The 22221-nt window shown below is 55.8% G+C and carries 17 protein-coding genes and 1 pseudogene; 13 read left to right on the top strand and 5 right to left on the bottom strand.

The window, feature by feature from the left end; translation table 11 throughout:
- Positions 1-77: 77 nt before the first annotated feature.
- A complete protein-coding gene (locus D1Y84_RS04605; protein ID WP_124847478.1) occupies positions 78-2672 on the top strand; it encodes a M1 family metallopeptidase in 2595 nt (864 codons plus the stop codon).
- Positions 2673-3919: 1247 nt separating this feature from the next.
- Here D1Y84_RS04605 and D1Y84_RS04600 read toward each other — a convergent pair.
- Positions 3920-4906: an AraC family transcriptional regulator gene (locus D1Y84_RS04600; protein ID WP_124847477.1), complete on the bottom strand. Its 987-nt coding sequence runs from the start codon at positions 4904-4906 to the stop codon at positions 3920-3922.
- A gap of 126 nt (positions 4907-5032) precedes the next feature.
- Here D1Y84_RS04600 and D1Y84_RS18360 point away from each other — a divergent pair, with 126 nt between their 5' ends.
- The 4 genes from D1Y84_RS18360 to D1Y84_RS18880 all read left to right on the top strand — a co-directional run bounded on the left by D1Y84_RS18360 (position 5033) and on the right by D1Y84_RS18880 (position 7193).
- On the top strand, positions 5033-5422 hold the full coding sequence (locus D1Y84_RS18360; RefSeq protein WP_370245804.1) for an NAD-dependent epimerase/dehydratase family protein: 390 nt from the start codon (positions 5033-5035) through the stop codon (positions 5420-5422).
- Positions 5412-5678, top strand: coding sequence for a hypothetical protein (locus D1Y84_RS18355; RefSeq protein ID WP_233581127.1), 267 nt, complete (start codon positions 5412-5414; stop codon positions 5676-5678). Before D1Y84_RS18360 ends, D1Y84_RS18355 begins: the two co-directional genes overlap by 11 nt.
- Before the next feature lie 64 nt (positions 5679-5742).
- A complete protein-coding gene (locus D1Y84_RS04590; protein WP_124847476.1) occupies positions 5743-6648 on the top strand; it encodes an oxidoreductase in 906 nt (301 codons plus the stop codon).
- Positions 6648-7193, top strand: a complete 546-nt coding sequence (locus D1Y84_RS18880) for an AraC family ligand binding domain-containing protein (RefSeq protein WP_124847475.1) — start codon at positions 6648-6650, stop codon at positions 7191-7193. Before D1Y84_RS04590 ends, D1Y84_RS18880 begins: the two co-directional genes overlap by 1 nt.
- 18 nt (positions 7194-7211) lie before the next feature.
- Here the strand turns inward: D1Y84_RS18880 and D1Y84_RS18875 are convergent, their stop codons facing one another.
- Complete coding sequence (locus tag D1Y84_RS18875; protein WP_124849930.1) at positions 7212-7994, bottom strand: helix-turn-helix domain-containing protein; 783 nt, start codon at positions 7992-7994, stop codon at positions 7212-7214.
- A 473-nt stretch (positions 7995-8467) separates the two neighbouring features.
- Between D1Y84_RS18875 and D1Y84_RS18870 the strand changes: the two are divergent.
- The 3 genes and pseudogenes from D1Y84_RS18870 to D1Y84_RS04565 form a co-directional block, all read left to right on the top strand.
- Positions 8468-8812, top strand: a pseudogene (locus tag D1Y84_RS18870) (siderophore-interacting protein); the annotation flags it as partial.
- A gap of 27 nt (positions 8813-8839) precedes the next feature.
- A complete protein-coding gene (locus tag D1Y84_RS18350; protein WP_233581126.1) occupies positions 8840-9211 on the top strand; it encodes a hypothetical protein in 372 nt (123 codons plus the stop codon).
- A gap of 1361 nt (positions 9212-10572) precedes the next feature.
- The gene (locus D1Y84_RS04565; protein WP_124847472.1) at positions 10573-11379 is read left to right on the top strand and encodes an alpha/beta fold hydrolase; all 807 of its coding nucleotides are present in this window, start codon (positions 10573-10575) and stop codon (positions 11377-11379) included.
- Between the two features lie 91 nt (positions 11380-11470).
- Here D1Y84_RS04565 and D1Y84_RS04560 read toward each other — a convergent pair whose 3' ends face one another.
- Positions 11471-12064: a TetR/AcrR family transcriptional regulator gene (locus tag D1Y84_RS04560; protein WP_124847471.1), complete on the bottom strand. Its 594-nt coding sequence runs from the start codon at positions 12062-12064 to the stop codon at positions 11471-11473.
- A gap of 230 nt (positions 12065-12294) precedes the next feature.
- Between D1Y84_RS04560 and D1Y84_RS18345 the strand changes: the two genes are divergently transcribed.
- A complete protein-coding gene (locus D1Y84_RS18345; RefSeq protein ID WP_233581124.1) occupies positions 12295-12678 on the top strand; it encodes an NAD(P)H-dependent oxidoreductase in 384 nt (127 codons plus the stop codon).
- 181 nt (positions 12679-12859) lie between these two features.
- Positions 12860-13741, top strand: coding sequence for a VOC family protein (locus D1Y84_RS04550; RefSeq protein ID WP_124847470.1), 882 nt, complete (start codon positions 12860-12862; stop codon positions 13739-13741).
- A 2396-nt stretch (positions 13742-16137) separates the two neighbouring features.
- Here the strand turns inward: D1Y84_RS04550 and D1Y84_RS04545 are convergent.
- Positions 16138-16653, bottom strand: a complete 516-nt coding sequence (locus tag D1Y84_RS04545) for a DUF2306 domain-containing protein (protein WP_158615321.1) — start codon at positions 16651-16653, stop codon at positions 16138-16140.
- 625 nt (positions 16654-17278) lie between these two features.
- Between D1Y84_RS04545 and D1Y84_RS04540 the strand changes: the two genes are divergently transcribed.
- The 3 genes from D1Y84_RS04540 (at position 17279) to D1Y84_RS04530 (ending at position 21177) form a co-directional block, all read left to right on the top strand.
- Positions 17279-17950 (top strand): TetR/AcrR family transcriptional regulator, encoded by a 672-nt coding sequence (locus D1Y84_RS04540; RefSeq protein WP_124847468.1) that lies wholly within the window; start codon positions 17279-17281, stop codon positions 17948-17950.
- A gap of 238 nt (positions 17951-18188) precedes the next feature.
- Positions 18189-19517, top strand: coding sequence for a glycosyltransferase (locus D1Y84_RS04535; protein WP_124847467.1), 1329 nt, complete (start codon positions 18189-18191; stop codon positions 19515-19517).
- Positions 19518-19611: 94 nt separating this feature from the next.
- Complete coding sequence (locus D1Y84_RS04530; RefSeq protein WP_158615320.1) at positions 19612-21177, top strand: FAD-dependent monooxygenase; 1566 nt, start codon at positions 19612-19614, stop codon at positions 21175-21177.
- Here the strand turns inward: D1Y84_RS04530 and D1Y84_RS04525 are convergent.
- Positions 21110-21820 (bottom strand): TetR/AcrR family transcriptional regulator, encoded by a 711-nt coding sequence (locus D1Y84_RS04525; protein ID WP_124847465.1) that lies wholly within the window; start codon positions 21818-21820, stop codon positions 21110-21112. The genes D1Y84_RS04530 and D1Y84_RS04525 overlap by 68 nt on opposite strands.
- Between the last annotated feature and the right edge of the window lie 401 nt (positions 21821-22221).

Raw genomic sequence — 22221 nt, 5'->3', positions numbered from 1 at the left:
TCCCTGGAACTTTTATCCAGACGTGCGCGTACTCCGTCGCATTGGCTGCACTCCCATTGAAAGGTTTCACACTGCCCATGTTTGTATCGCAGCGCTCTCAGTTTTTAGCGGCCCTGGTCCTGGTGACTGCAGGCTCCGCAGGCTCCCTGGCGCAACGCCTGCCCGTTGTTGCCACGCCCCAGCACTACCAGCTGGCGCTCACGCCCGACCTCGCCAAGGCGACGTTTACCGGGCAGGAGACGATCGATCTGGTGCTGCAGGCGCCGGCCTCGACGATCACGCTGAATGCCGCAGACATCACATTCCAAACGGTGAGCGCCGACGGGCAAACGGCACAGGTCAGCGAAGACGCAAACAAGGAGCAGGCGACCTTTGCGTTCGCGAAGCCTCTGCCTGCCGGGCATGTCGCGTTGAAGATCCAGTACGCGGGCGTGCTCAACAGCATGTTGCGCGGCTTCTACCTTTCCAAAACGGCCAAGCGCAACTACGCGGTAACGCAGTTTGAACCGACCGATGCGCGCCGCGCGTTTCCCTCGTTTGACGAGCCTGCCTACAAGGCCACTTTTGATGTAAGCCTCACCGTGGACAAGGGCGACACCGCAATCTCCAACACCAACGTCGTTTCGGACACGCCCGCAAATGGCGGCACCAAGCACACGCTGCGCTTTGCGACGACGCCCAAGATGTCCACGTACCTGGTGGCTTTCTTGGTCGGCGATTTTGTCTGCACCAGCGGCGAAAGTGATGGGGTGCCGATCCGCGCCTGCGCAACGCCGGACAAGCTCGCTCTGACGCCCTACGCGGTCAAGGCAGCGGAGTTTGTGCTGCATTATTACGACACCTACTTCGGCATCAAGTACCCGATGCCCAAGCTGGACATGATCGCCATCCCCGACTTTGAAGCCGGCGCCATGGAGAACTTCGGCGCGATTACGTATCGCGAAACCGACTTCCTGGTCGACGAGAACCATGCCTCTGACGGCGCCAAGCAGACCGTCGCCATGGTGGTCGCGCACGAGATGGCGCACCAGTGGTTCGGCGACATGGTGACCATGCAGTGGTGGAACAACCTGTGGCTGAACGAGGGCTTTGCCACCTGGATGGAGAGCAAGCCGGTCGCGGCCTGGCATCCGGAGTGGAACATTCCGGAGCATGAAGCCGCTTCGCTCGACAGCACCCTGGCGCTCGATGCGCAGGCGGTTACGCGCACCATCCGGGCCGAGGCGAACACGCCCGACGAGATCAACGAGATGTTTGACGGCATCACGTATCAGAAGGGTGGCGCCGTGCTGGGCATGGTCGAGAGCTATCTCGGCAAGGAGCAGTTCCGCAAGGGCGTGCACAACTACCTCCAGGCCCACATGTTCGGCAATGCCACGGCTGAAGACTTCTGGGGCGCGCAGACCGCCGCCAGCGGCAAGCCGGTTGACAAGATCATGGAAAGCTTCATCGGGCAGCCGGGCGTGCCGCTGCTCAGCTTTTCCGAACCCGCCAGCGGCCACGTGACGGCAACGCAAACACGCTTCTACGGCAGCGCGGCAGCGCAGCAGGCGCATGCCTCAGATCCTGCCCAGAGCTGGACGGTGCCCGTCTGCATCAAGGGCGGAGCCCAGGATTGCCCCTTGCTGAGCAGTGCGAGCGGGTCTCTGCCGGTAGCGGCGAGCCCGTTGTTCTTCGCCAATGCACGCGGCGAGGGCTACTACCGCAGCGAATACCCGACTGCCGTGGAGCAGAAGCTGGTGGAGCAGGTCGAGACCGGCCTTACCCCGGCCGAGCGCATCAGCCTGATCGGCGACCAGTGGGCCCAGGTGCGCGCAGGCAAGGCCAAGATCGGCGGCACGCTTGACCTCGCAGTAGCGGCCCACTCTGACGCCAGCGCTGCCGTTACCGGGACGATGCTGAGCGCGTTGCGCTCGATCAATGCCCGCCTGCTGGCAACGCCGGCGGAGCGGCAGAAGTTTGCGATGTGGGTGCGTGCGACGTACAAGCCCCAGCTTGCGACGCTGGGCATGCCCGCGGCCAACGAAGCACCCAACACATCGGAGCTGCGTGCCGAGCTGTTCGGGCTGGTCGGTGGTATCGGCCAGGATCCGCAAACGATCGCGCAGGCGAAGCAGTTGGTTGGCCAGTACATGCAGGACCAGAACTCGGTGCAGCCGACCCTGTTGCAGGCGGCGGCGCAGGTCGCAGCACAGCACGGCGATGCGACCTTCTTCAGCCAGTTGCAGCACGTGTTCGAGACCGACAACAACCCGCAGCATGCGGAGCAGGCGCTGGGACTGCTGGCCTCCTTCGAGGATCCTGCGCTGACCGAGCGGGCGATGGCGTATGCCGCGTCCAGCAAGGTGCGCAACCAGGACGCGATCGGCGTCTTTGGGCGTGCACTGAATTCGCCGGCTACGCGTGATGCCGCGTGGGCTTATATCCAGAACAACTGGCCAGCGGTTTCGGCGCAGCTCACCGAGATGAACGGCGGCTACATTGTGCGGGCAGCCGGCTCGTTCTGCTCGGCAGAAAAGGCGGACGAGGTGAAGAACTTTTTCACCGCGCACCCTGTGCATGCCTCCGCGCGTGGGTTCGAGATTGCCCAGGCCCAGATCAAGGACTGTGTGGAGTTTCGGTCCGCGCAGCAGGCAAACCTGGAGAGCTGGCTCGCCGCGCACGGGCAGTAACGCGCGGGGAATGGTTCACGGTTTCTGCGTCATGGACGATTCAACAGCTGGACAGACAAGAGGCCGGAGCAGTCGCTCCGGCCTCTTGTCTGTCCAGCTGTTGTTGCAGTGTGGAGCCAGGCGCGGGCATGCGTTGTGCGGAGGGAGCCGAGACCCCGTTCCAGCGCCAGCAAGGGCAGGTAGAGTTCTGGAGCAGGGCAGGGGTACCGGCGCCGCGGATCTTGACGCGGCTGGGCTCGAGGAGGATCTCGGGCGGCAGGTCGCGATGTTGCTGCCAGCCTTATGCTCCTGAGCGGTGTTTATCCCTGGGCAAACAAGAAGGACCCATCTCGAGAGGTCCGCGTGGATTTGGCACAAGAATTGTCATTGCAGAAGATGCAAGCATGAGGACGCAGAAGAAGCAGACCTTTCGTATACCGCTGCTGATTGCCCTGCTAACGATGAGCGGCCTGCTTTCGGTTCTCCTTGGCGATGGCGTGTGAAATGCGCTGTCCTGGTGCCTCCTGGCGGTGCCATTACTCGTGCTTATCCGGGTATGGCGTGCTCGTCCGTCATGTTCGATGGTGCTGCTCGAAGTCGGCCAATCGATACGCCCAAAAAGACAAATGCACACAAGTCAGGATCGCGGATGCTATCGACATGTACCTCGCCCGATCGGAGACATGACACATCGTATCCGAGCGGATCTCTGGGTTATCGGCATGCCCACCTTCGTGCGCAATTTCCAGATGCCGATCTTGCACAATGAAATTCAGAACGGATCGCTTCGAGAGCTGGTAGGGCGCGTCACGGCGATAGCCAGTCGAGTACAACGAACACGGCCAAGATGGTCGGATCATGGACTGGCTCCTTCGTGAGATCAGTTCTCTCCCTCCAATGCATCGTCATGCCCTCCTTACGGGATCAACGACTGATGGCTGTTGAGCGTTCTCTTGCTAATGATCTTGAGGACATTCGCACACTTGGCAGCGGATGTAGCAGCTCCGCCGCGAACCTTAATGAATCTCTTCTGAAAGAAGCTGGGATGTCCTTCCAGTCTTCGCGTGATCGGTTCCGCGCACTGATGGCGCTGCCCAAGCTAGTTCAGGGTGTCCAATCACGAGCTTGGCCACCCATTCGGTCACGAAACTCCGAATGCATTTGTAACCCTGTTCAAACGAGTAATGGGGATTGCTCCGAGTCAGTATGGCGCAGCTGCTGTGTCTCAGCGCCGCCGCTGCGCCTACACGCAGCAACTCTATGAACATCTAAGAACCCGCCACCACATCCACCATCGCAACCTCCGAGCTCTCATTCATTCCGCCACTCGTGGTTCCAGTCTGACGTGGAGTTCGGCCGTATTTCCGCGGGGAGCAACCCATGACGCGTTGAAATGCCTTACCGAAAGCAGCAACAGACTCGTAGCCAAGCGACTGCGCGATGATGCCGACGCCATCCGTTGAGTTCTTCAAGCGTTCCGCGGCAAGTGCCATACGCCATTGGGTGAGGTAATCCATGGGAGTGCTACCTACAATCTGGCGAAAGCGCAAAGCAAATACTGATCGCGACAGACCGACACTTTCCGCGATCGACTTCAAGGTCCACGCGTAACCCGGAGCGCGATGCATGTTGGAGATTGCGGTGCGCATATGCTTGTCCGATAAAGCCGTAAGCCACCCGGGAGTGCCGCTATTCGAATTGGTTAGGTGCAGCCGCAGAGCCCGCACCAGGATCATGTAGGCGAGCTGCTGCATAATCACGACGCCCCCGGGCTGCGGTTCACGAAGCTCCTCCTTCATGAGTTCAAGCGACCAGCGTAAGGAGAACTTGTCTGGGTCTCTCCTGATGTGAACAATAGGCGGTAGAGAGCGAAGCAGCATTTCTGCATGAAGACCGGTCAACGCAAAATGGCCGCCGGCGATGAGCGTAGAGCCATCGCAGGCCTGAATACTCTGCTGGGCTTGTCCGATCCGAGCCCAGGCAATGGTGAAATGAACCGGCTCGAGAGAAAGATCACACGTCAGCCTTAGCGGCAGACCGTGCGGAAGCAATACGCAATCACCAGCCTTGAAAAGCACTGGTTCTGCTACGCCATCGACAAGCAGCCAGCACTGACCGGCAAGAACCGCATAACACTTCACTCCCTTGTGCTTGGGAAACTGAATCGCCATGTCCGCAGGCAGAGGAAAACCGCCGGAAGAATAGCTCTGCGGCTTCACGAGGGCTAGAACTTCCGAAAGCAAATCAGCTTGCATTCCGATAGGTGAGTCAGGCCACGTGTCGCGATTTGCGGTTCTCCGTCCACTCGAACCAAACTTTCGGACGATTGGATCATTATTAGATACTTTCGGCATAGATCGTCTTTGCTTCACTTCCATCAGATGATGGACGGCTTGGATAAGCCGCAAGGAGAAACGACTGTGCGCATCTTTGTGACCGGGGCAACGAGCTTCATTGATTCGGCTTTTCTACCTGAGTTAGGCGGAGTGGGACATACAGTGCCGGGTCTGACTCGCTCGGCTGAGAGCGCTGCTGCACTTCTCGCATCTGGTGCAGAAATTCATATCGGCGACGTGCAGGAACCAGACACTCTGCGAAAGGGAGTCACTCATTCAGCCGGTGTGATCCACCTCGCGTTTAACCATGATTTTTCAGGATTCCAAAGTCTAGTGAGGACGACCGGAAACCGGTGGAAGTCATCGGGGAGCTTCTGGCAGGATCTCCACGTCCGTTCATTATCACCTCGCCGCTGCCGTCGCAATGAGAACTGACGGGACGCCGGTCACCGAGGAAAGTCCATGCGCGCCGTGGATTACCCAAATCGCCGAAACCCTAATTCGTGGTTTGAAGGTATCTGCGGAACGTATCGCGTCAGATGAGGTCGAGGCCCACTTCGGTTGGCTGGCGATGTTTGTGGGATTGGACCTCTTGGCGTCAAGCGTTACCACGCAGCAGAAGCTGAACTGGGCTTCGACGAGTCTGGGACTGATTAACGATCTCGACGCGATGGACTATGCACGAGCTTAAGTCTGAACAAATCACCATTGTTGCCAGGTGAGGTTATCCAACTGCTAGCGAAGGAGGAAAGATCATGCCAAAAGCAGACGCTGCTTTCGTTCCAAACATGACCGGCAAAGTCGTCATCGTGACAGGTTCCAACAGCGGTATTGGTTTTGCCACGGCGAAAGTTCTGGCGGCGCGCGGAGCGCGAGTAGTGCTCGCAGTTCGCGACGAGCAGAAAGGGAAAGAGGCCGCCGCCACAATGCGGGGTACTACAGAGGTTCGCAAGCTCGACCTAGCCAGTTTGGTATCTATTCGCTCCTTCGTTCATTCGTGGGAGAGTCCGATCGAGTTGCTCATCAATAACGCCGGCATTTCATCCCCCTCGCTGCAGCGCACCAACGATGGGTTCGAACTCCAGTTTGGTACGAACCATTTGGGTCCGTTTGCCTTGACGAACTTGCTTCTCCCCAAGGTCACCGGTCGCGTTGTTACGGTTGGTTCACTAGCCGAGGGAATGGCTCGCCTCAATCTAGACGACCTCAATTGGGATAGGACGCCGTATAAGGAGTTTAGCTCCTATGCAAATTCAAAGCTTGCGAACCTGCTATTCACTGCAGAACTGCAGCGCCGCCTCACCGCTGTCGGCTCCAAGGTCATCGCTAATGTCGCTCACCCCGGGCTTGTTTCGTCAAATATCTATGACGAAGCAACTAGCAGCATCATGCGCCTGGTGGTCCGGTACATGGCGCAGAGTCCGGACATGGGAGCACTGCCCGTGTTGTACGCTGCTGTAGCCGATGTTCCGGGAAATAGCTTTGTTGGGCCGAAAAACTTCATGCATATGCGGGGCGGCCCTGAACTTATCAAGAGTTCCAAGGCTGTAAAGGACGAAAGCCTAAGCCGGCACCTCTGGCAGGCTTCCGAGGAAATGACTGGCGTACACTTTCCGCTTGGATCGGTTACCAGTAGGCAAAATCTCCAGACAGCTCTCTAATGCGAGTATTCAAACGAGGCGGCCCAAAGGTTCGGGCCGCCGCCGAGACCGCTCCCCATGTCCACCAAGAGGGACAGCTCCTTCTGATTCTCGATGGCGCCATGACGATCTGGGTCAACGACTTGGTTTGGGCAGCACCGATTGGACTGATTGCATGGATACCTCCTGCATTCGTGCACCGCGCCACTTATCACGGAAGCGTGGAGGCTGTCGGGGTTTACATCGAAACGAGGTTGTGCCGGCTACTGCCTGACTTGCTCCGTGTCGTTAACAAAACGCCGCTGCTTCCATTGGTGCTGAAGCGGCGTGGGGTACAGGCAACCTTGTCAATGCCGATAAGCCGCAGCTGGTTGATTTTTGCTGCCATGTCGGCTAGCGAAGGCGTAGCTGGCTGTACTCTCGTCTGTTGCGACGTCTGCGCAGGAGCAGAGGCGGCGGCGAACGGACGCATCCATCGGCTCAGCATAGTCTCGTGCAAATCTAATTCGGAGGCGACCTTCGTTGAACGCGTTGAATCGGCATTCAAGGCGAGAAGGCAATGGTAAGTCGCAATTGTTCCACGACTAAGGTTTCACGATAGACCGATGCTTCGAAGGTGTCTCACCGAACGTGCGACGAAACAGGGTAATGAACGCGCTCGTTGTGGAGTAGTCGAGATTCGCAGCGACCTCGGTCACAGGCATCCCTGATGCCAGCATCTCCAACGACCGCAACAAGCGAGCACGCTGGCGCCATGCCGTGAAGGTAAAACCCGTTTGCGTTACGAATCGACGGCTTATTGTTCGCGAACTGACGGCGGCGAAGCGAGCCCAATCCCGGAGACCGCGTTCGTTGGATGGATCTGCAATGAACGCCTGAGCAATTCGCATCAACCGTTCATCGGAGGGAAGAGGAAGCCCGAAGAATTCCAATGGCAGTGTTCTAATCTCATCGATAATCGCGGAAGCGATGGTCTCGCTCTGTGTGTCATGTGATCCGCGTGGCCAAGTTGCTGCCCGAAGCACGGCTTCCCGAAGAAGACCGGAAACCCGAATTGTGCAGGTACCTTGAGGGAGGCTGTCACACGAGGATTCTTCGATGAAGACAGCCCACCCGTTGAAGGGTCCATGGGAGTGGACGGCGTGAAGGGTACCCGGAGGCAGCCATACTGCATGAATGGCAGGAACGATCCAGACTTTGCTCTCCACATCTACCGAGAGCAATCCGCTCATCGAACCAAGTAGTTGTCCCTGGCCGTGCTGATGCGGACCGGAACTGAGTTCGTTTGCTTGAGACCCCGCTATAGCGAAGAGCCTTGGCCGACCGGGCGACTCGAATAGTGAAAGATCTAGGGATAAATCAGCCATGGCGTTTATTTGATACATGTTGGCATGGTTAGCATAGCGCGGCCATCTTTATCAGCATAAGCTCTACTCGGGAATCGCGATCCGCATTGACTCAAGCCCGTTCGAGAGACCACTGACGAGTAGCGCTCGAACCCGTACATCGCCGCTAAGGTTTTGAAGGTCTCCGAAGATGACGATGGCAGACGACTTCATTGTGATAACCCGGAACGCAAAACACGAGATCCGCAGCTTCTACAATGCGGTGCTGAAAACGCACCGGGCAGAGGAAGCGCACCTCGCAACCGAAGATTGGCTGGAAATCATGGAGAACTCAAAAGCCCCTCCTGACCAGGTTCCTCGGTATTGCGGTGGATCACCATCCTTGTAGCACAACGTCTGGCAAATCGGATCTGCGGTCCACGGCCAAACTGATCTGCTACGAGCGCCAGTCTGATCAATATCCACGAGTGTGCGCCGCATAAGGAGAGAACTACATGGAAACGTCCCGAGGTGAATTCCCCAATGAGAGTTCAGGCAATGTCCTGGTAAGAGCTCTGCGGAAATGGCTCTTGCACCGCTCGCACGTAGTGGCGGTAGATTCTCTCTCGAAGAACTTTCGCGTCATCCATCTTGAAGGAGACGATCTGCAGAGCCTTGAGTGGATACCGGGGCACCAAATCCAGATCACTACAGGGGCTGGATTAATGGGGCGAACCTACACTCCGATCAACTGGGACCGCCACCGTGGCCGTACCAGCATTCTGGTCTACCTTCACGGGAATGGTCCGGGGTCAACGTGGGCGCGAACGGTGCGGTCCGGGTCCAGTCACGACTTTTTGGGCCCCACTCGGCCGTTGAACGTGACTTTGGACGAACCTCTCAACCTCTTTGGAGACGAAACAGCGTTCGGCCTGGGGCTGGCGCTGCGCAATGCCGCGTCTGCCGACTTAGTGCCCCGCTTTGTTTTTGAAGTGTCTGATCTACAGGAATCGCAACACGTGCTCGAATCATTCGGGCTGTGCGATGCCGTTTTGATCAAACGAACCGAAGGAGACGATCATCTCACCGGTGCTGCCAGTCGCATATTCGATCACTCAACAGCGATCCACCAGATCATCTTGTCCGGAAATGCGCGTTCTATACAACAGATCAAGAAGCTGAAGTCGGCTAAGGCTGATGGAATATCACGTGTCATCGTGAAGCCCTACTGGTCCCCAGGCAAAACGGGTATGAGTTGAGAATAACTCTGATAGGAGGGCTGTAGTAGGTCATACCATCGCATCACCTGACATTCACGCAACGTGTTCCGAGCTTCACGTGTGCAAAAGAGCACGCATGAGACCCGGACCATAGATCGGATAGTAGAAAGTGGCTAGGTGAATAGCTTCCTCCCCTTCATTGAGGGTTCTGGCTCGCGGCTTTAGGAGGTAACGCTATCGAGGGCAAGTCGGAAACCAGAACAAGTAGAAGTAGACATTCATCGAAAACCTTTCGGAGGGACACGACCCATCGCCACGAAGAGGTCAAATCCCCGGTTGCTATCGCACGATTGAAGGGTTTTGGGAAGGTATCGCTATCCCTTCAGCCGAGCGTACGTCTTGTCTTTCCCCGCATCGCAATGTTCCACTTCGGCAAAGAGGCATCATGGGTGCGAAGTGTGAAAGTAGCAAGCTTTCCACCGGTCCCATAGGAAGACACTAGAGCGTACGGGGCAACAGCCACTTCCAGCCCTCGATCAACAAACTGCAGTGCCGTAGGTATGTCGCTCACCTCGAAGGCAATCTTGCGTGCAAGCTTCTCCCCGGAGAAGATGTTATCAATCACCTGCGCAGAGCTGGCTCAGGCGTAACTTCGACGAGGTCTTCCGGTGGAAGCTGATTCAACGTCACGCTCTTGAGCGCGTTCGGTGATTGGTGTTGTCGCGATCGAGCCGCAACGAGATCATATTTTGCGAACGGCAACGTCTGCAGGACCGGCCATTCCGACTTATCAACGATGAGATGGAAGCTCACATATATCTATCGCGAGCGTATGAGTGGTGGAACGGTGTCTGTGTTCAATGACCTGACTGATAGTTCTACCGTCCAAGACAACCTATCCTGACGTGGTCATGTTGCAAGCTGAAGATAAAGGGCGCACTGTCATGATGGGCAGCGCGTTCGAGCCGAGGTACGTAAACATCCTTACCTTCCGCGACGGTCTGCTTATTCGCTGGGGGAATTACCGGAATTTTCTTGCCGTTCTTTTAGCACTTGGCAGAACCCCCCCATGCCGGAATCGAGGGATTAGCGAAATACAATGGTATAAAGGGGGTTTGACTTGGCTTCGCTAGACCATTGTTGAGGTGATTAGCCGGCCTCATTGTGCGAAGACCGGAGTGCGCAACCGAGCGCGGGTCGAGCCGAGCGATTAACGAAAGCATTATTCGGCGAGCCATAAAGTGCCAGGCACCCACGTTCTCATCTGTCTATTCGTTCTCGTCCATTCGACTGGAGCTGGGATCGGGTAACGGAGTCAGGCCCCGTCCTCAATTGACGCCACAACACCAGAGAACACCAATATTTGTGGGTCTCTGAACGACAACAGTCATCGAAAGTAGATGAACAGAAAGTCGTCCAACGTGCTTGCAGAGACACAGATCAATTGGATACGAACGAGCACAGATAAGCCGGCGACTGTTGTTCTGGTTCATGCGGTGGGCTACGATCTCACCTATTGGGATCGGCAGATCGAGGCGTTGCGCGAGGAATTTAACGTAGTCGCATTCGATCTACCTGGCCATGGGAATTCCTCTGGCGCGCCGGGGGAGTGGTCTTTCGAATATGCCGCTGCTGTCACTGCAAAGTTGATCGAGGAGGTTAGCGTAAGGCCGGTTCACCTCGTGGGTATTTCCTTCGGTGGGATGATTGCGCAGATGACCACGCTCGAGCGCCCAGAACTCGTACGCAGCCTTACTTTGATCGGAACAGGTTCTCACTTTTCACAGGACGTGCGACGCGGTATGAGAACTCGGGCAGAAGCGGTTCGTGCCGGAGGGATGGCTACCGTAACTCAGTCGAGTTTGGAGCGCTGGTTCACACCGAAAACGAGGATGCAGCGGCCCGATATTACGGACCGGGTCACAAAAACGCTGCTCGCAGACGATCCTGCAACTCATGCGGCGATATGGGACGTTATTTCAACTCTCGACATCCAGGGACGGCTCGGAGAGATCCTCTGCCCCACGTTAGTGCTTGTTGGAGAACGCGACCCAAGTACGCCGCCAAGCGTAGCCCATGGATTGGCGGCAGCGATCCAAGGATCGAAGTTGGTCATCATCCCTGATGCCGCTCACATCATTACGGTCGAGGCCCCGACTGCGGTGAATGAAGCCTTGAAGGCTTTCCTCAAAGACTTTGCGGATTAGTGCCTTTAGCTGCTTGCGACGCTTAGCCCAATATAAGACGTCTTTGTGACGCTTGCTTCGATACAGAAGACGCGCGCTCTCTTGGGATAGATCAGCTCAATCGCGCTGACAAGACGTTTTCGATGATGGGTCTTAAAAGCACTTCGATTGCGTCCGCCATCTCCTCTGCTGTTTTCTGCTTCAGTGTATGGGCCCAACGGCTTGCCAAGCCGTAGAGTGCCCATGCTATCGCCGTTGCGTAGCTGTCGGCGTCTACACCAGGAGCAAAGTTGACTCCCTTTAAAGCTTTCTGGAGCACACCTTCAATGGCCGGGATCACCGCCCGCTCAAGTGGCATGTTGCTTGAGCTGTGACATTCGAGAACCTTGGCGAGGTACTCGCAGACGACCTGAGCAAGACCCTTCAGATCTGCCGCATCGGTCGTACGAGAGATGCCGCGTTTTTCGATCAGTTCGCCGAAGCGGATAGCCGTCATAGCCTGCAACAGCGCTGACTTGTCCGCGAAATGCAGGTAAAAGGTGGCCCTGGTTAGATCCGCCTCGTCCGTAATCTCCTGGATCGATGTGTCGTCGAAGTCCCTGCGCAGGAGTAGTCTCGCGAGTGCATCCACAGGCATCTGACGACTTCGCAGAACCCGGCGATCTGTGTTCTCGACATCTTCGGCACGTGCTGATCGGATTGCCATGTGTACAGCTTAGCTTTTATGAATCTTTGCTAACTAGATGGACATTCGTCCATTACAGATATAGACATATGTCGTATTGTGACCTTATGTCTACAAGGAGAATGCGGTGTCTCGCTCGCTTCATATCGACTTCGGCCCTCTATACGGAATGTCCGTCTCCCGCGAGCTGACCTCCGCCTTCGTTGGTGGGTGGAAGTCTGCTCAGTCAAGTGGAGGTTCTTTATCGTGATTTGAACGCGACACCACTTCCGCCGATAAGCGCGACGTGGGTGAGTGCCGCTTTTACTCCCGTGGCGCAACAGACGGAGGAGCAGAAGCATTTGCTCTCGCTGTCTGACACCTTCCTCAGTGGATTGAGTGAGTCCGATGAGTGGGTGGTCGGAGTTCCTATGTACAACTTCGGCATTGCTTCGGTCTTGAAGCTGTGGATTGATCTGGTGGTACGAGCGCGCAAGACATTTGCCTATGTGGACGGAAAGCCGCAGGAGCTCCTAACAGGCAAGAAGGTTCCGTTCGTTGTCGCAACAGGGGGATGTATGACACCGGAACCCAAATGGCCTCCTTCAATCATGTGGAGCCATACCTTCGTTCTGTCTCTGGCCTCATCGGTGTGAAGGATGTAGCGTTTCTGACAGCCGGTGGGACAGAGTCTTGCGTGAAGGCAAGGATCGCAAAGAGTTCCTGGTACAGCACATCGAGTCTATATAGGCGCGACCCGGCAACACCAAGTAAGTGAGACCGCTCTCAGGCTTCGATCGGGCGCGGTGACACTTTGAGTCTGTCGAGGGAGGAGTTGTGATTAATCAAGATTTCATTACCTTCGGTCCGGTTCATCTCGAGGTGAGAGATGTGGAGAGGACGGCTCACTTCTGGCAGGAGCTTGCCGGTTTAGAACGTCGGGCGACTGACGGCGGCCTCATCGAGGATGGCACGAAGGATGCGACACTGCTCGTCCTCCACGGGGGCGCACGAACGTCTTACAAGCAGGGGCACAGCGGGCTCTACCACTTAGCCATTCACGCACCTAATGCCCGAGATTTCGCGCGGATGTTGAAGAGGTTCATCGATCTGGACTACCCAATCGCTCCAACGGATCACACGTTTTCCAAAGCGATCTATCTAGATGATCCAGACGGCATAAAAATCGAGTTTACCTTGGAGACCCCGGAGCGTTTCCGTGGTGTGCGCCCTGTTGGCAATCGACTTGCGTTCATAGGCGCAGATGGGGTGGAGAGACCGGGCGCTTACGCTCTGGATCTTGAAAAGGTCTTCGACGCCTACGAACCCGGCTCAGAGAGAGAACCAGCTGCGGACGGAACAAAGATCGGACATATTCACTTGTATGTGGGCAATCTCGATCAGTCCCACGAATTTTATAGGAGCCTGGGAATGCAGTCGGCGCGATATTGGCCACCGATGCAGGTTGCCGATCTGGGCGCCGGTGGCCCATTCAAACACCGCATCGCAATCAATACTTGGCAAGGTATCAACGCTCCTCCGGCACCCATCGGCACGGCGAGGATGAGGCATTTCGAGATGCAAGTTACGACATCGGAACATTTGCAGGCGGCGCTCATGGCTAATCCGCATGCAGTCGATAGTGATAATTGTTATGAATTGATTGATCCGGCTGGCATCAAACTACGCATTGCGAAAACAACGACAATGGGAATCTGAGCCCGTTGGGTGTCTATAGGCACCCTGGTGAACGGTCTGACGGAGATCTTTCGTGTCACCATAGAGGTGGCGCCAGCGAGATCCGGACTGCAGCTTGTGCTTTCGATTGGCAATAACATTCGCTTAGACGAGCTTGGACTAATCCCTGCAGACGCCATTGTCGTTCAAGAGCTCCTCAAATTGAGTTGCTGAAGCGCTCTGATGTGTGCACCACACATACAAGGACTAACACGACTCCCGAGTCGCTCTTGCTTGGGTCCCAATGGCTGCGATTCCAGTCGGCTTTGTCCAGGCCGGGCGTTGCTGCCCGAGTTGTTTTTCATGGCGTGGGCGAACGGGTGCCAGTCAATTCAATGAACGAAGAAGAGTTATCGAAGGCGGTCCAGGCAGTCTTGGGGGATCCGAGCTACCGGGGCAAAGATCGGCAATTTTAAAAGGGAATTGCTGAACCAGTGTCTGGATCGGACAGCCGACGTACTCGAACAAGCCTTTCAGCGCGCGGTCCAGCCGCCGCGGTACCGTCCTAAACAGATGGTGGTCTTCAGGATCCACGAGTATTCGCCTGGGAACCTATGCCGGTCCCTGCGGAGCGGCTCTCAGTCTTTACTGTGCTTCGCAACGCAGCGGGAGCTTGGGACGTCGATCGGATCCATTCCGGGCCACGTGTGTTTTTCAAAATCAAAGCCTGTGCCGGGTTCCTCATTCATGCTTGCAAATCTCCTTCAGCACATGACGATCCAGGCTAGGATCCGCCACCCCGCTTTAACTTCGCATTCTCCTCGCCCAGCTGACAAAGTTCCCGAAAGTTGCTCACTTGGCATACTTCTTCTTTCACGCGAGAAACATCGGCTGCTGACCACCGGCTTGCTGTCAGCTGAGAAACTGTGTGGCTTCTGGCTCACTTTTGGTGGAGCGGGTATGCCAGGTTGTGATGGCGCCTTCAGCCCTTTCGATTAGACCGCGTTGAGGACCTTCAGCCTGAGCAGATCGGATCCGGCACGATCTTACATCTGCCGCTTGATCAGCTTCAGTCGATGGATATAGAAAGAAAACGCACTCGGCCGGCGAGTATTAGCGACAGCCAGCCTGAAGTAGCGACCATACCGCAGATGTGAAATAAAGGTTCGGGGTCATGGTTACCTCGTCATCGTAGGCCGCCTACAGGATGATGCTACAGCCGTAGGTGGCTTCGTTCGATTGTGTTGATGTTGCTCGGAAGTCCGAGATCTCGGTTGCCAGTTGATAGATGGTTAAGTTGAGGCAGCATCGCAAAGGTGGACCCTTGGTCCGGTTGGGATTTCCGGACGGAGGTGGTCGAGCTCCGACTGACCTGGCTTGAGCAGACTGGGGATCGACAGTCGTGGACTGATCGAAGCTGCCAGCACTCAACGGACAGTGTGCCTCTAGTGCTTTCCCGTAAATTCAGCGATAAGATTCTTGATCGAAAGTGCGTAGTAGAGTCCGCTACTTGTACGGAGCGCATCGCTAACATTGTAGCGAGCGGGATACCAGCCCGCGACACCTACGGCAGCGCCCACAAACGGAGAGACCAGAGCAGGAAGCGAAGGGACTGCCTGTCCAGAGCGAGTGTGCGCTACAAATGATTGAATGAATGCGTGCTCCGTTCTCGGGAAGATGCCCGTGCAGTCACAACGGTGATAGCTTACATCCTCGTGCAAAAGCTCTCCCAATCCGTAGCGGGTGCTTGTACCGACGAGACCCATCCCGAACGCCGAAGCGTAACGCTTAGCGTAACCTTCAGTGCCCTCACCCCATTCAGGAACGACCCCGTGCGCCGGGTGATTGCCTACAGATGAGTACCCATCGGAAGGGTATCCGACGCCGAGCGCATGTGTTTGATCGACGACTGCTTTGACCGCTGAACCGATGAAAGCCCCAGGACCAAGCAGGTCGTATAGATAAGCGTGTTCTCTTTGCTGAAGCTTAGGGAAAGTAAACATGTAGGAACCGGACCTTGGCAGACCAGGATTTCCAGTAGAAGCACCTGCGAGAGACGGACCTAGTGCCTCAGTTGTTGATGCTGCGACCCGCGCCGGCATTACTGTCGAAGGCGCATCAACCAGAGGCGTAGAGTTCGACATCAATGTCGGCCTCGATTCACTAGGTGTTGAGAGAGCATCGCTCAGCGTAGATGTATCGGCTGGAGTCTTCTGCGTTTGTGCCCCAGCGATAGAGGAGACGGCCGATACCATCGCTAATGCGACGGACGCCATCTGTGAAGCAACACGGTCATTTCTCAAGAAGCCTCGTTTGTTTAACATGGTGTACGCACACAGAAACTATACACGTAAATGATGACGCGAGGGTCGCATCATCGGCGTTCGTCGTATGAGAAGTGCGGATTAACGAGGCGGCACTGAGCGCTCAATGCTCAGTCACACCGAGCCGGAAGTGGGATCTAACTGATCGTGGTTGGAGTGTCGATTCAGTCCGGTCGCCTCGGTCCACCGGATCCATGCTTCTGCAATGAGCAGATTGGGCACCCAGCATAGCCAAGCAATTGCCGGGTAGGCAATTGCGAAGCGCAGATGAAACAATGGGATGAAGGTAAGGTAGATGCGGAGCGTGATCGCGGAGGCAGTCAACGCATAGCTGCGTATCATCCATGTGCGATGTGTAGCAACAAAATGTCTCTTGATAGCCCGGATCCCCATGAAGATTGTAAAGAGCCAGCCAAAAGCCAGAGCGAGAAAGCCGGCTGTGCTGACATAGCCAGCCGCAGCATGCGGTGAGATCCAGATGGCGGCGGACGCCGCAACGCAGAGCGCTACTGCATATGCTCGGCCCACCCATCGATGAAGGCTAGGCCGACGTCTGCGGATACCGGAAAGGAACTGCCATGGACCAAGCAAGAGCGCAACGGAAGCGGACACGGCGTGCGTGATGAGCATAGTTCTATGAGAGGTGAAGTTGGGGATAGGGGCCGGGAGTGGTATATGCGGCAGAACGTAGCGAAGTGAGACGACACCGACGAACACTGCCGATGATGTTAAGAGCCACCAGAGGACCGTGGAGGTTTTGCCAGACATAGGCACATCTGTCTCTTTCTGGTTATTTGTACTCTTTGGTTGCGATAAATGCGTGATAGCGGCACGTGCGGCACGTGACTCGTACAGCGTACTGGGACAAACTACGTATGTGTACACAATATACCTGAGTTCAACCTAGTGTGTGCTAGCCTTTTCAAGGCAGGCACCGTGGCTTCCTGCCTCGAGCAAGGGAGAGGAGCGTGCGTTAGGAGAGCCAGATCAGGAATGTGCAGCGAGTACTCACTGCTTCGCTCGAAGTAGACATCACGATCCTGGCGGGCTAACCAAGCACTGAGTGCAGAAGATAGTACCAACAGTAAGTATGGGTAGAGATAGCCAAGAGGAGACTCGATCTCTGCTGGCAGTAAGTGTCTCGATGACCGTGGCAGTACGGCACTGCTATGCGCGTCTCGACTGCCGAGCTTGCATCTGATAGGGTGAGGATGGTACATAAAACGTACATGGTAGTTAAGGAGTGGAATAGGGCATGGGCGCAGCTGACAGGCGAACTCAGGAGCGCGAGGGGATGAGGAGCAAGATCCTCATAGCCGCTGCAGACTTGATTAGGGAAGATGGGTATGACAATCTCACAATCCGCAAGGTTGCCGACCGGATTGAATATTCGCCCATGGCTCTTTACAATCACTTTCCCGATAAGGACGCTATCCTCAAGACCTTGGCCGAAGAGGGATTCGAGAGGTTCTTAAGCGGCGCACCTAAACGTTCCTCTCTCCCTCCCATTGATGAGCTTCGCCGTTACATGCTTGCTTACGTACAGTTTGCAGTGAAACACCCAGAGCAGTATCGCCTTATCTTTATGACGCAGCGAGAGCCTGCGATCCCGTCAGCTTCGAAGGATCACCCGGCGGTGCAGCACATCCCTGCGGGTAGTGGCCGGCAAGCCTTTGAGCGATTAGTTGACAGCGTGAACGCGTGTGCAGCAGAGTATCCGGTATTTAAGGACGCATTTGCTGTCTCCTTATTTCTATGGACTGGAATCCATGGAGCGTCCTCGCTCCTGATCACGTTCGGGAAATTCCCTTTTGGAAGCCCAAAGCAATATGCAGAAGCAACAGTCGAGAGAATGTTGTCCGGTCTCATGGCGACTGGTTATGAAAGCTCCTCTCAGGTAAGGCGACAGAGTTCTACAAGGGTTTGAGGAAGCTTCTGGATCTGCCCCAATAGACCGAGGAAGAAGACCTCCATATTGTTGGGCCAAGGATGAGGGAGCCATCCTCCACAGCGACAAACTCTAGGAAGGCAGGCGCCAGGGGAATAAGGGCTCTTGTCAATCGCCCTGTAGTTGCTCCCTTTAAGAAGTCGCATCAAACGCGTCTTGCCGCTCCAAATGCGAATGGGCGTGGTCGGCTCTAAAAGCATGCAATGGAGTTCAGGTAATGAAAATCGGTTTCCTCAGCATGCCCATCGCTGGGCACTTAAATCCTATGACGGCTTTAGGTCGGACGATGCAAGGGCGGGGCCACGAAGTTACGTTTTTCGGTCTTTCAGATGCCGCGTGCATCGTCCAGAGTGCGGGGCTTGATTTCGTTCCATTCGGCCGGGAGGCTTACCCTCTCGGGGCGACGCCAGCAATGTACGCGCATCTGGCGACGCTCAAAGGAGAGGATGTCACCCGCTACTCCTTTCAGGAGATGCATCCACGGCGAACCAAGATAACCCTAGAACAACTGCCGCGCCTACTTGCCCTGAGGGGCATTGAGGCTATGGTGGTCGACACCATTCATTTCTTTGCTGAGCTTGTGCCGCTCAGTATGGGAATTCCTTATGCACACATCTGGAATGTTTTGCATGTCGACAGCTCAGGAGCGACGCCGCCCTGCTTCTTTGGGTGGGAGTATGAAGATAGTCCCTCCGCAAGGGCTAGGAATACGGACGCGCTTAAGAGAATTGCGCTCCTCTTTCAACCTATCCAACATGTTGCTCAGGCGTGGGCGGCGGAGCACGGGCTACAGATAGATTGGAAGAGACCAGAGCCGACGATTTCGCAATTAGCGGTGATTACCCAAACACCGAAAGAGTTTGATTTCCCCAACGTTCACGAGTCTCCGGCATTTCACTATGCCGGTCCCTTTCACGACGAGTCTGGGCGAGAGACTGTGCCCTTCCCATGGGAGAGGCTGACCGGGGAGCCACTGATCTATGCCTCTATGGGCACCCTGGTGAACGGCCTGACGGAGATCTTTCGCGTCATCATAGAGGTGGCGACATTGATATCGGGACGGCAGCTTGTGCTTTCGATTGGCAGTAACGTTCGCATAGAAGAGCTAGGACCAATTCCTGCGAACGCGATTGTCGTGTCAAGAGCTCCCCAGATTGAGTTGCTGAAGCGTTCTGATTTGTGTATTACACATGCGGGGATTAATACAACTCTCGAATCGCTCTCGCTTGGAGTCCCAATGGTTGCGATTCCAGTCGGCTTTGACCAGCCGGGCATTGCTGCCCGAATTGTTTACCACGGCGTAGGCGAACGGGTGCCAGTGAGCTCAATGAGCAAGGAAGCGTTATCGAAGGCGGTCCAGGCAGTCATGGGAGATCCGAGCTACCGGGACAAAGCCCGGCAGTTTCAAAAAGCGATCGCTGAAAGCAGTGGCCTGGATCTGGCGGCCGATGTGCTCGAACGAGCCTTTCAGCGCGCGGGCGTGCCTGGTGCAGCTGCCGCAGTACCGAACCTCCTCCACGTGTTCCGGTCTGGCAACGATGCGTGAGTGAACCAACACTTCCGTGTTCTTTGCAACTTCTTGCCTCACCCGCACTCCTATACATAGTACCAAGCGGTACTATAGCTGCATGGAGGATCAGATGCAGGAAAAACGACCAGTATTGATTGTGGGTGCCGGACCGACCGGCATGGCAGCCGCCCTTGAGCTCGTTCGCTTTGGTATTCCTCTACGAGTGGTGGACAAATATGCGGAGCCTTCAGGGACATCGCGCGCGTTGGCAGTGCAAGCCAGAACCCTTGAGTTGATGCATCAACGAGGGCTCGCCGATGAGATGGTGGCACTCGGCAACAAGGGCCTGTTTACGACGATGTACGCGGCGGGTAAACAGCTTGGCCAGGTCGATCTGCGCCAAATCGACAGTCGCTTCAACTACACGCTGCTGCTGGCTCAGTCAGAGACGGAGCGAATCCTGCGAGAGAAGCTGGAGGAATCAGGCGTTCTGATTGAACGTCAAACAGAGTTGGTCGCCTTTGAACAGCCGGAGCGGGGAAGCGGTGTGCAGGCAATGTTGCGTAAGGGCGACGGATCTCTGGAAGAGTTTGAAGCGACCTACCTGATTGATGCCGAAGGAGCGCACAGTGTGGTTCGCCGCGCCGCGCATCTGCCGTTCGATGGGAAGTCGATGCCGAACAGCTACGCTTTAGCCGATCTGCATGTTGATGGTGATGTGGCGGAAGACCAACTTTCCATCTTCCTCGCAAGTTCAGGACTTCTTGCAGCATTTCCGATGGGGAATCGTCGATTCCGGGTGATCGCGACAGAGAAAGAAGCGGTAGACAAAGATGCTCCTGATCCAGATCTCGACTACATGCACGCGATGTGGTCCGCAGGTACGCACATCCCCGTGGCTTTTCGCAATATGGTGTGGAGTTCACGTTTTCGTATAAACAGCCGCGCCATGCATCAGCTGCGTTACCGGTCAGTCTTCTTTGGCGGCGATTCAGCTCACATTCATAGTCCGGCCGGAGGACAGGGCATGAACACTGGTATCCAGGACATGATGAACCTAGGCTGGAAGCTGGCGCTCGTTTATCGCGGCCTAGCCAAAGAGTCACTGCTGGATACGTATAACGAAGAGCGCATGCCTATCATTCGACACCTAGTCGAGGCGACCGAACGAGCGACGGACCTCTTCAACTCGGATAATCCCGTCGTGCACAGCCTGATCACGCATGCTCTTCCGTTAGCGCTCAGCTTTCCTGGTATCCAGCAGAAAGGAGCGACCATCGTGAGCCAACTGGGCGGCAACTATCAGAAGTCCTCACTGAGCGAAAACCTGCGGTGCGAGGGCACACTTCAAGCCGGTGACCGCTTCCCCGACGTCGTTCTCAATGAGGAAACAGGCACACGAGTTCTCGATCTGCTCGATCCCTCTGCCTTCACAGCTTTCTGCTTCGGTGGCGGTCTTGAGGCGGTGAAGCATGAGCTTACCAAACTCACCCTGCCGATCGTAGAACACACACTACCTGTGGCATCCGACGTAGTGCGAGGTCTTTTGGGCAATTCAGCAGTAGCGGTTGTGCGGCCAGACGGCTATTTGCTCTGCACTGGGCATCCGTCCGAGATTCTGAATCAACTCAGAGCTTGGACCCTACGTTGGCTCTGTCTGGCGTCTTCGGGGCATAGCAGCGAAGGAACATCTTGACCGCGTGGGCGACCTGAGCCGTACGATCTTTTCGCGTTTGGCGCCCAGCAATTCCGAGGAGCTTGCGATACAGGAGACTGTCGATTGAAAGAGTGATGAACTGTTGTGCCATGAGTTCTGCTTGCTCATCGCTCGAGAGCTCCCCTTGTTCCTGTTTAGCTCTTAGGTAGCCTGAGAGAGTTTTCAAGCTCAACAAGGTCCCCATACGATAGAATTGCTCTCCCAAAGCGGGGATTCGTCCTGACACATTGCTAATGGTGCGAATGATTGCAATTTGGGTATCGGTGAGCGCAATCTCCAGCAAGCCAATTCCGAATCGGGTCAAGCAGACATCGAGAGGCTCACTTAGATCGATGGTCTCCATCGTCATTTCATCTGTGATGAGGTCCATGCGGTGCTTCAGAACAGCGGTAAATAACGATTCCTTGTTGGGGAACCTGCCATAGAGTGTTGCCTTTGAAGCACCAGCACGCTCAGCAATCTCCCTTAGAGATGCTTTGTCAAAGCCCTGTTCAATGAAGACATCGGCCGCAGCGGTCAGGAGCTCGGAGAGACGTGCCTCAGCGACCCGCGGCCGTTTTCGAGGATTTGTGGCTGAGGAGACCGCTTCAGCCGAAGTAGTTGTTTTGACTGTTCGCTTCATGCCAAAGTGTTCTCTATTTTAGAAACTGAGCACATAGGTTCTGCCATTCGCTCTTCTTGCGATTATGCAGCATTGTTCTACGACACTCAGCGTCGCAGCGAGGTGCACCTCAGCGATGCGTAACAGCTTTCTCGAAATGCCGCATCGAACAGGTCTAAAGTTTGTTTACGGTACGACTGATGAAGCGGGTCGTGGAGCTTATTGTTACGACAAAGAGCGCCGAGCCGGCAAAGCTGACCAGGACTACGAAACCGATTGGACCCAAGCAATCGGCGAAGACCGAATAGCCCGCTCGGGCCGCAAGGGGGCAGAGCGTTGGATACATCCGAATGGGCACGCTCGATCAGCGCGAAGATTGCCAGCCTGAAGGCGTGAAGGTGTTTTGATCAGAGCGCTCTAGA

The organism is Acidipila sp. EB88, from assembly GCF_003858395.1.
In the GTDB taxonomy this organism is placed as follows: domain Bacteria; phylum Acidobacteriota; class Terriglobia; order Terriglobales; family Acidobacteriaceae; genus EB88.
This window is presented reverse-complemented; position numbering and strand designations above follow the sequence as displayed.

Excerpts from the sequence above, each read along its gene's own strand:
- D1Y84_RS04605 (WP_124847478.1), top strand. The coding sequence starts at position 78 with ATGTTTGTATCGCAGCGCTCTCAGTTTTTAGCGGCCCTGGTCCTGGTG.
- D1Y84_RS04600 (WP_124847477.1), bottom strand. The coding sequence starts at position 4,906 with ATGCAAGCTGATTTGCTTTCGGAAGTTCTAGCCCTCGTGAAGCCGCAG.
- D1Y84_RS18360 (WP_370245804.1), top strand. The coding sequence starts at position 5,033 with ATGATGGACGGCTTGGATAAGCCGCAAGGAGAAACGACTGTGCGCATC.
- D1Y84_RS18355 (WP_233581127.1), top strand. The coding sequence starts at position 5,412 with ATGAGAACTGACGGGACGCCGGTCACCGAGGAAAGTCCATGCGCGCCG.
- D1Y84_RS04590 (WP_124847476.1), top strand. The coding sequence starts at position 5,743 with ATGCCAAAAGCAGACGCTGCTTTCGTTCCAAACATGACCGGCAAAGTC.
- D1Y84_RS18880 (WP_124847475.1), top strand. The coding sequence starts at position 6,648 with ATGCGAGTATTCAAACGAGGCGGCCCAAAGGTTCGGGCCGCCGCCGAG.
- D1Y84_RS18875 (WP_124849930.1), bottom strand. The coding sequence starts at position 7,994 with ATGGCTGATTTATCCCTAGATCTTTCACTATTCGAGTCGCCCGGTCGG.
- D1Y84_RS04565 (WP_124847472.1), top strand. The coding sequence starts at position 10,573 with ATGAACAGAAAGTCGTCCAACGTGCTTGCAGAGACACAGATCAATTGG.
- D1Y84_RS04560 (WP_124847471.1), bottom strand. The coding sequence starts at position 12,064 with ATGGCAATCCGATCAGCACGTGCCGAAGATGTCGAGAACACAGATCGC.
- D1Y84_RS04545 (WP_158615321.1), bottom strand. The coding sequence starts at position 16,653 with ATGCTCATCACGCACGCCGTGTCCGCTTCCGTTGCGCTCTTGCTTGGT.
- D1Y84_RS04540 (WP_124847468.1), top strand. The coding sequence starts at position 17,279 with ATGGGCGCAGCTGACAGGCGAACTCAGGAGCGCGAGGGGATGAGGAGC.
- D1Y84_RS04535 (WP_124847467.1), top strand. The coding sequence starts at position 18,189 with ATGAAAATCGGTTTCCTCAGCATGCCCATCGCTGGGCACTTAAATCCT.
- D1Y84_RS04530 (WP_158615320.1), top strand. The coding sequence starts at position 19,612 with ATGCAGGAAAAACGACCAGTATTGATTGTGGGTGCCGGACCGACCGGC.
- D1Y84_RS04525 (WP_124847465.1), bottom strand. The coding sequence starts at position 21,820 with ATGAAGCGAACAGTCAAAACAACTACTTCGGCTGAAGCGGTCTCCTCA.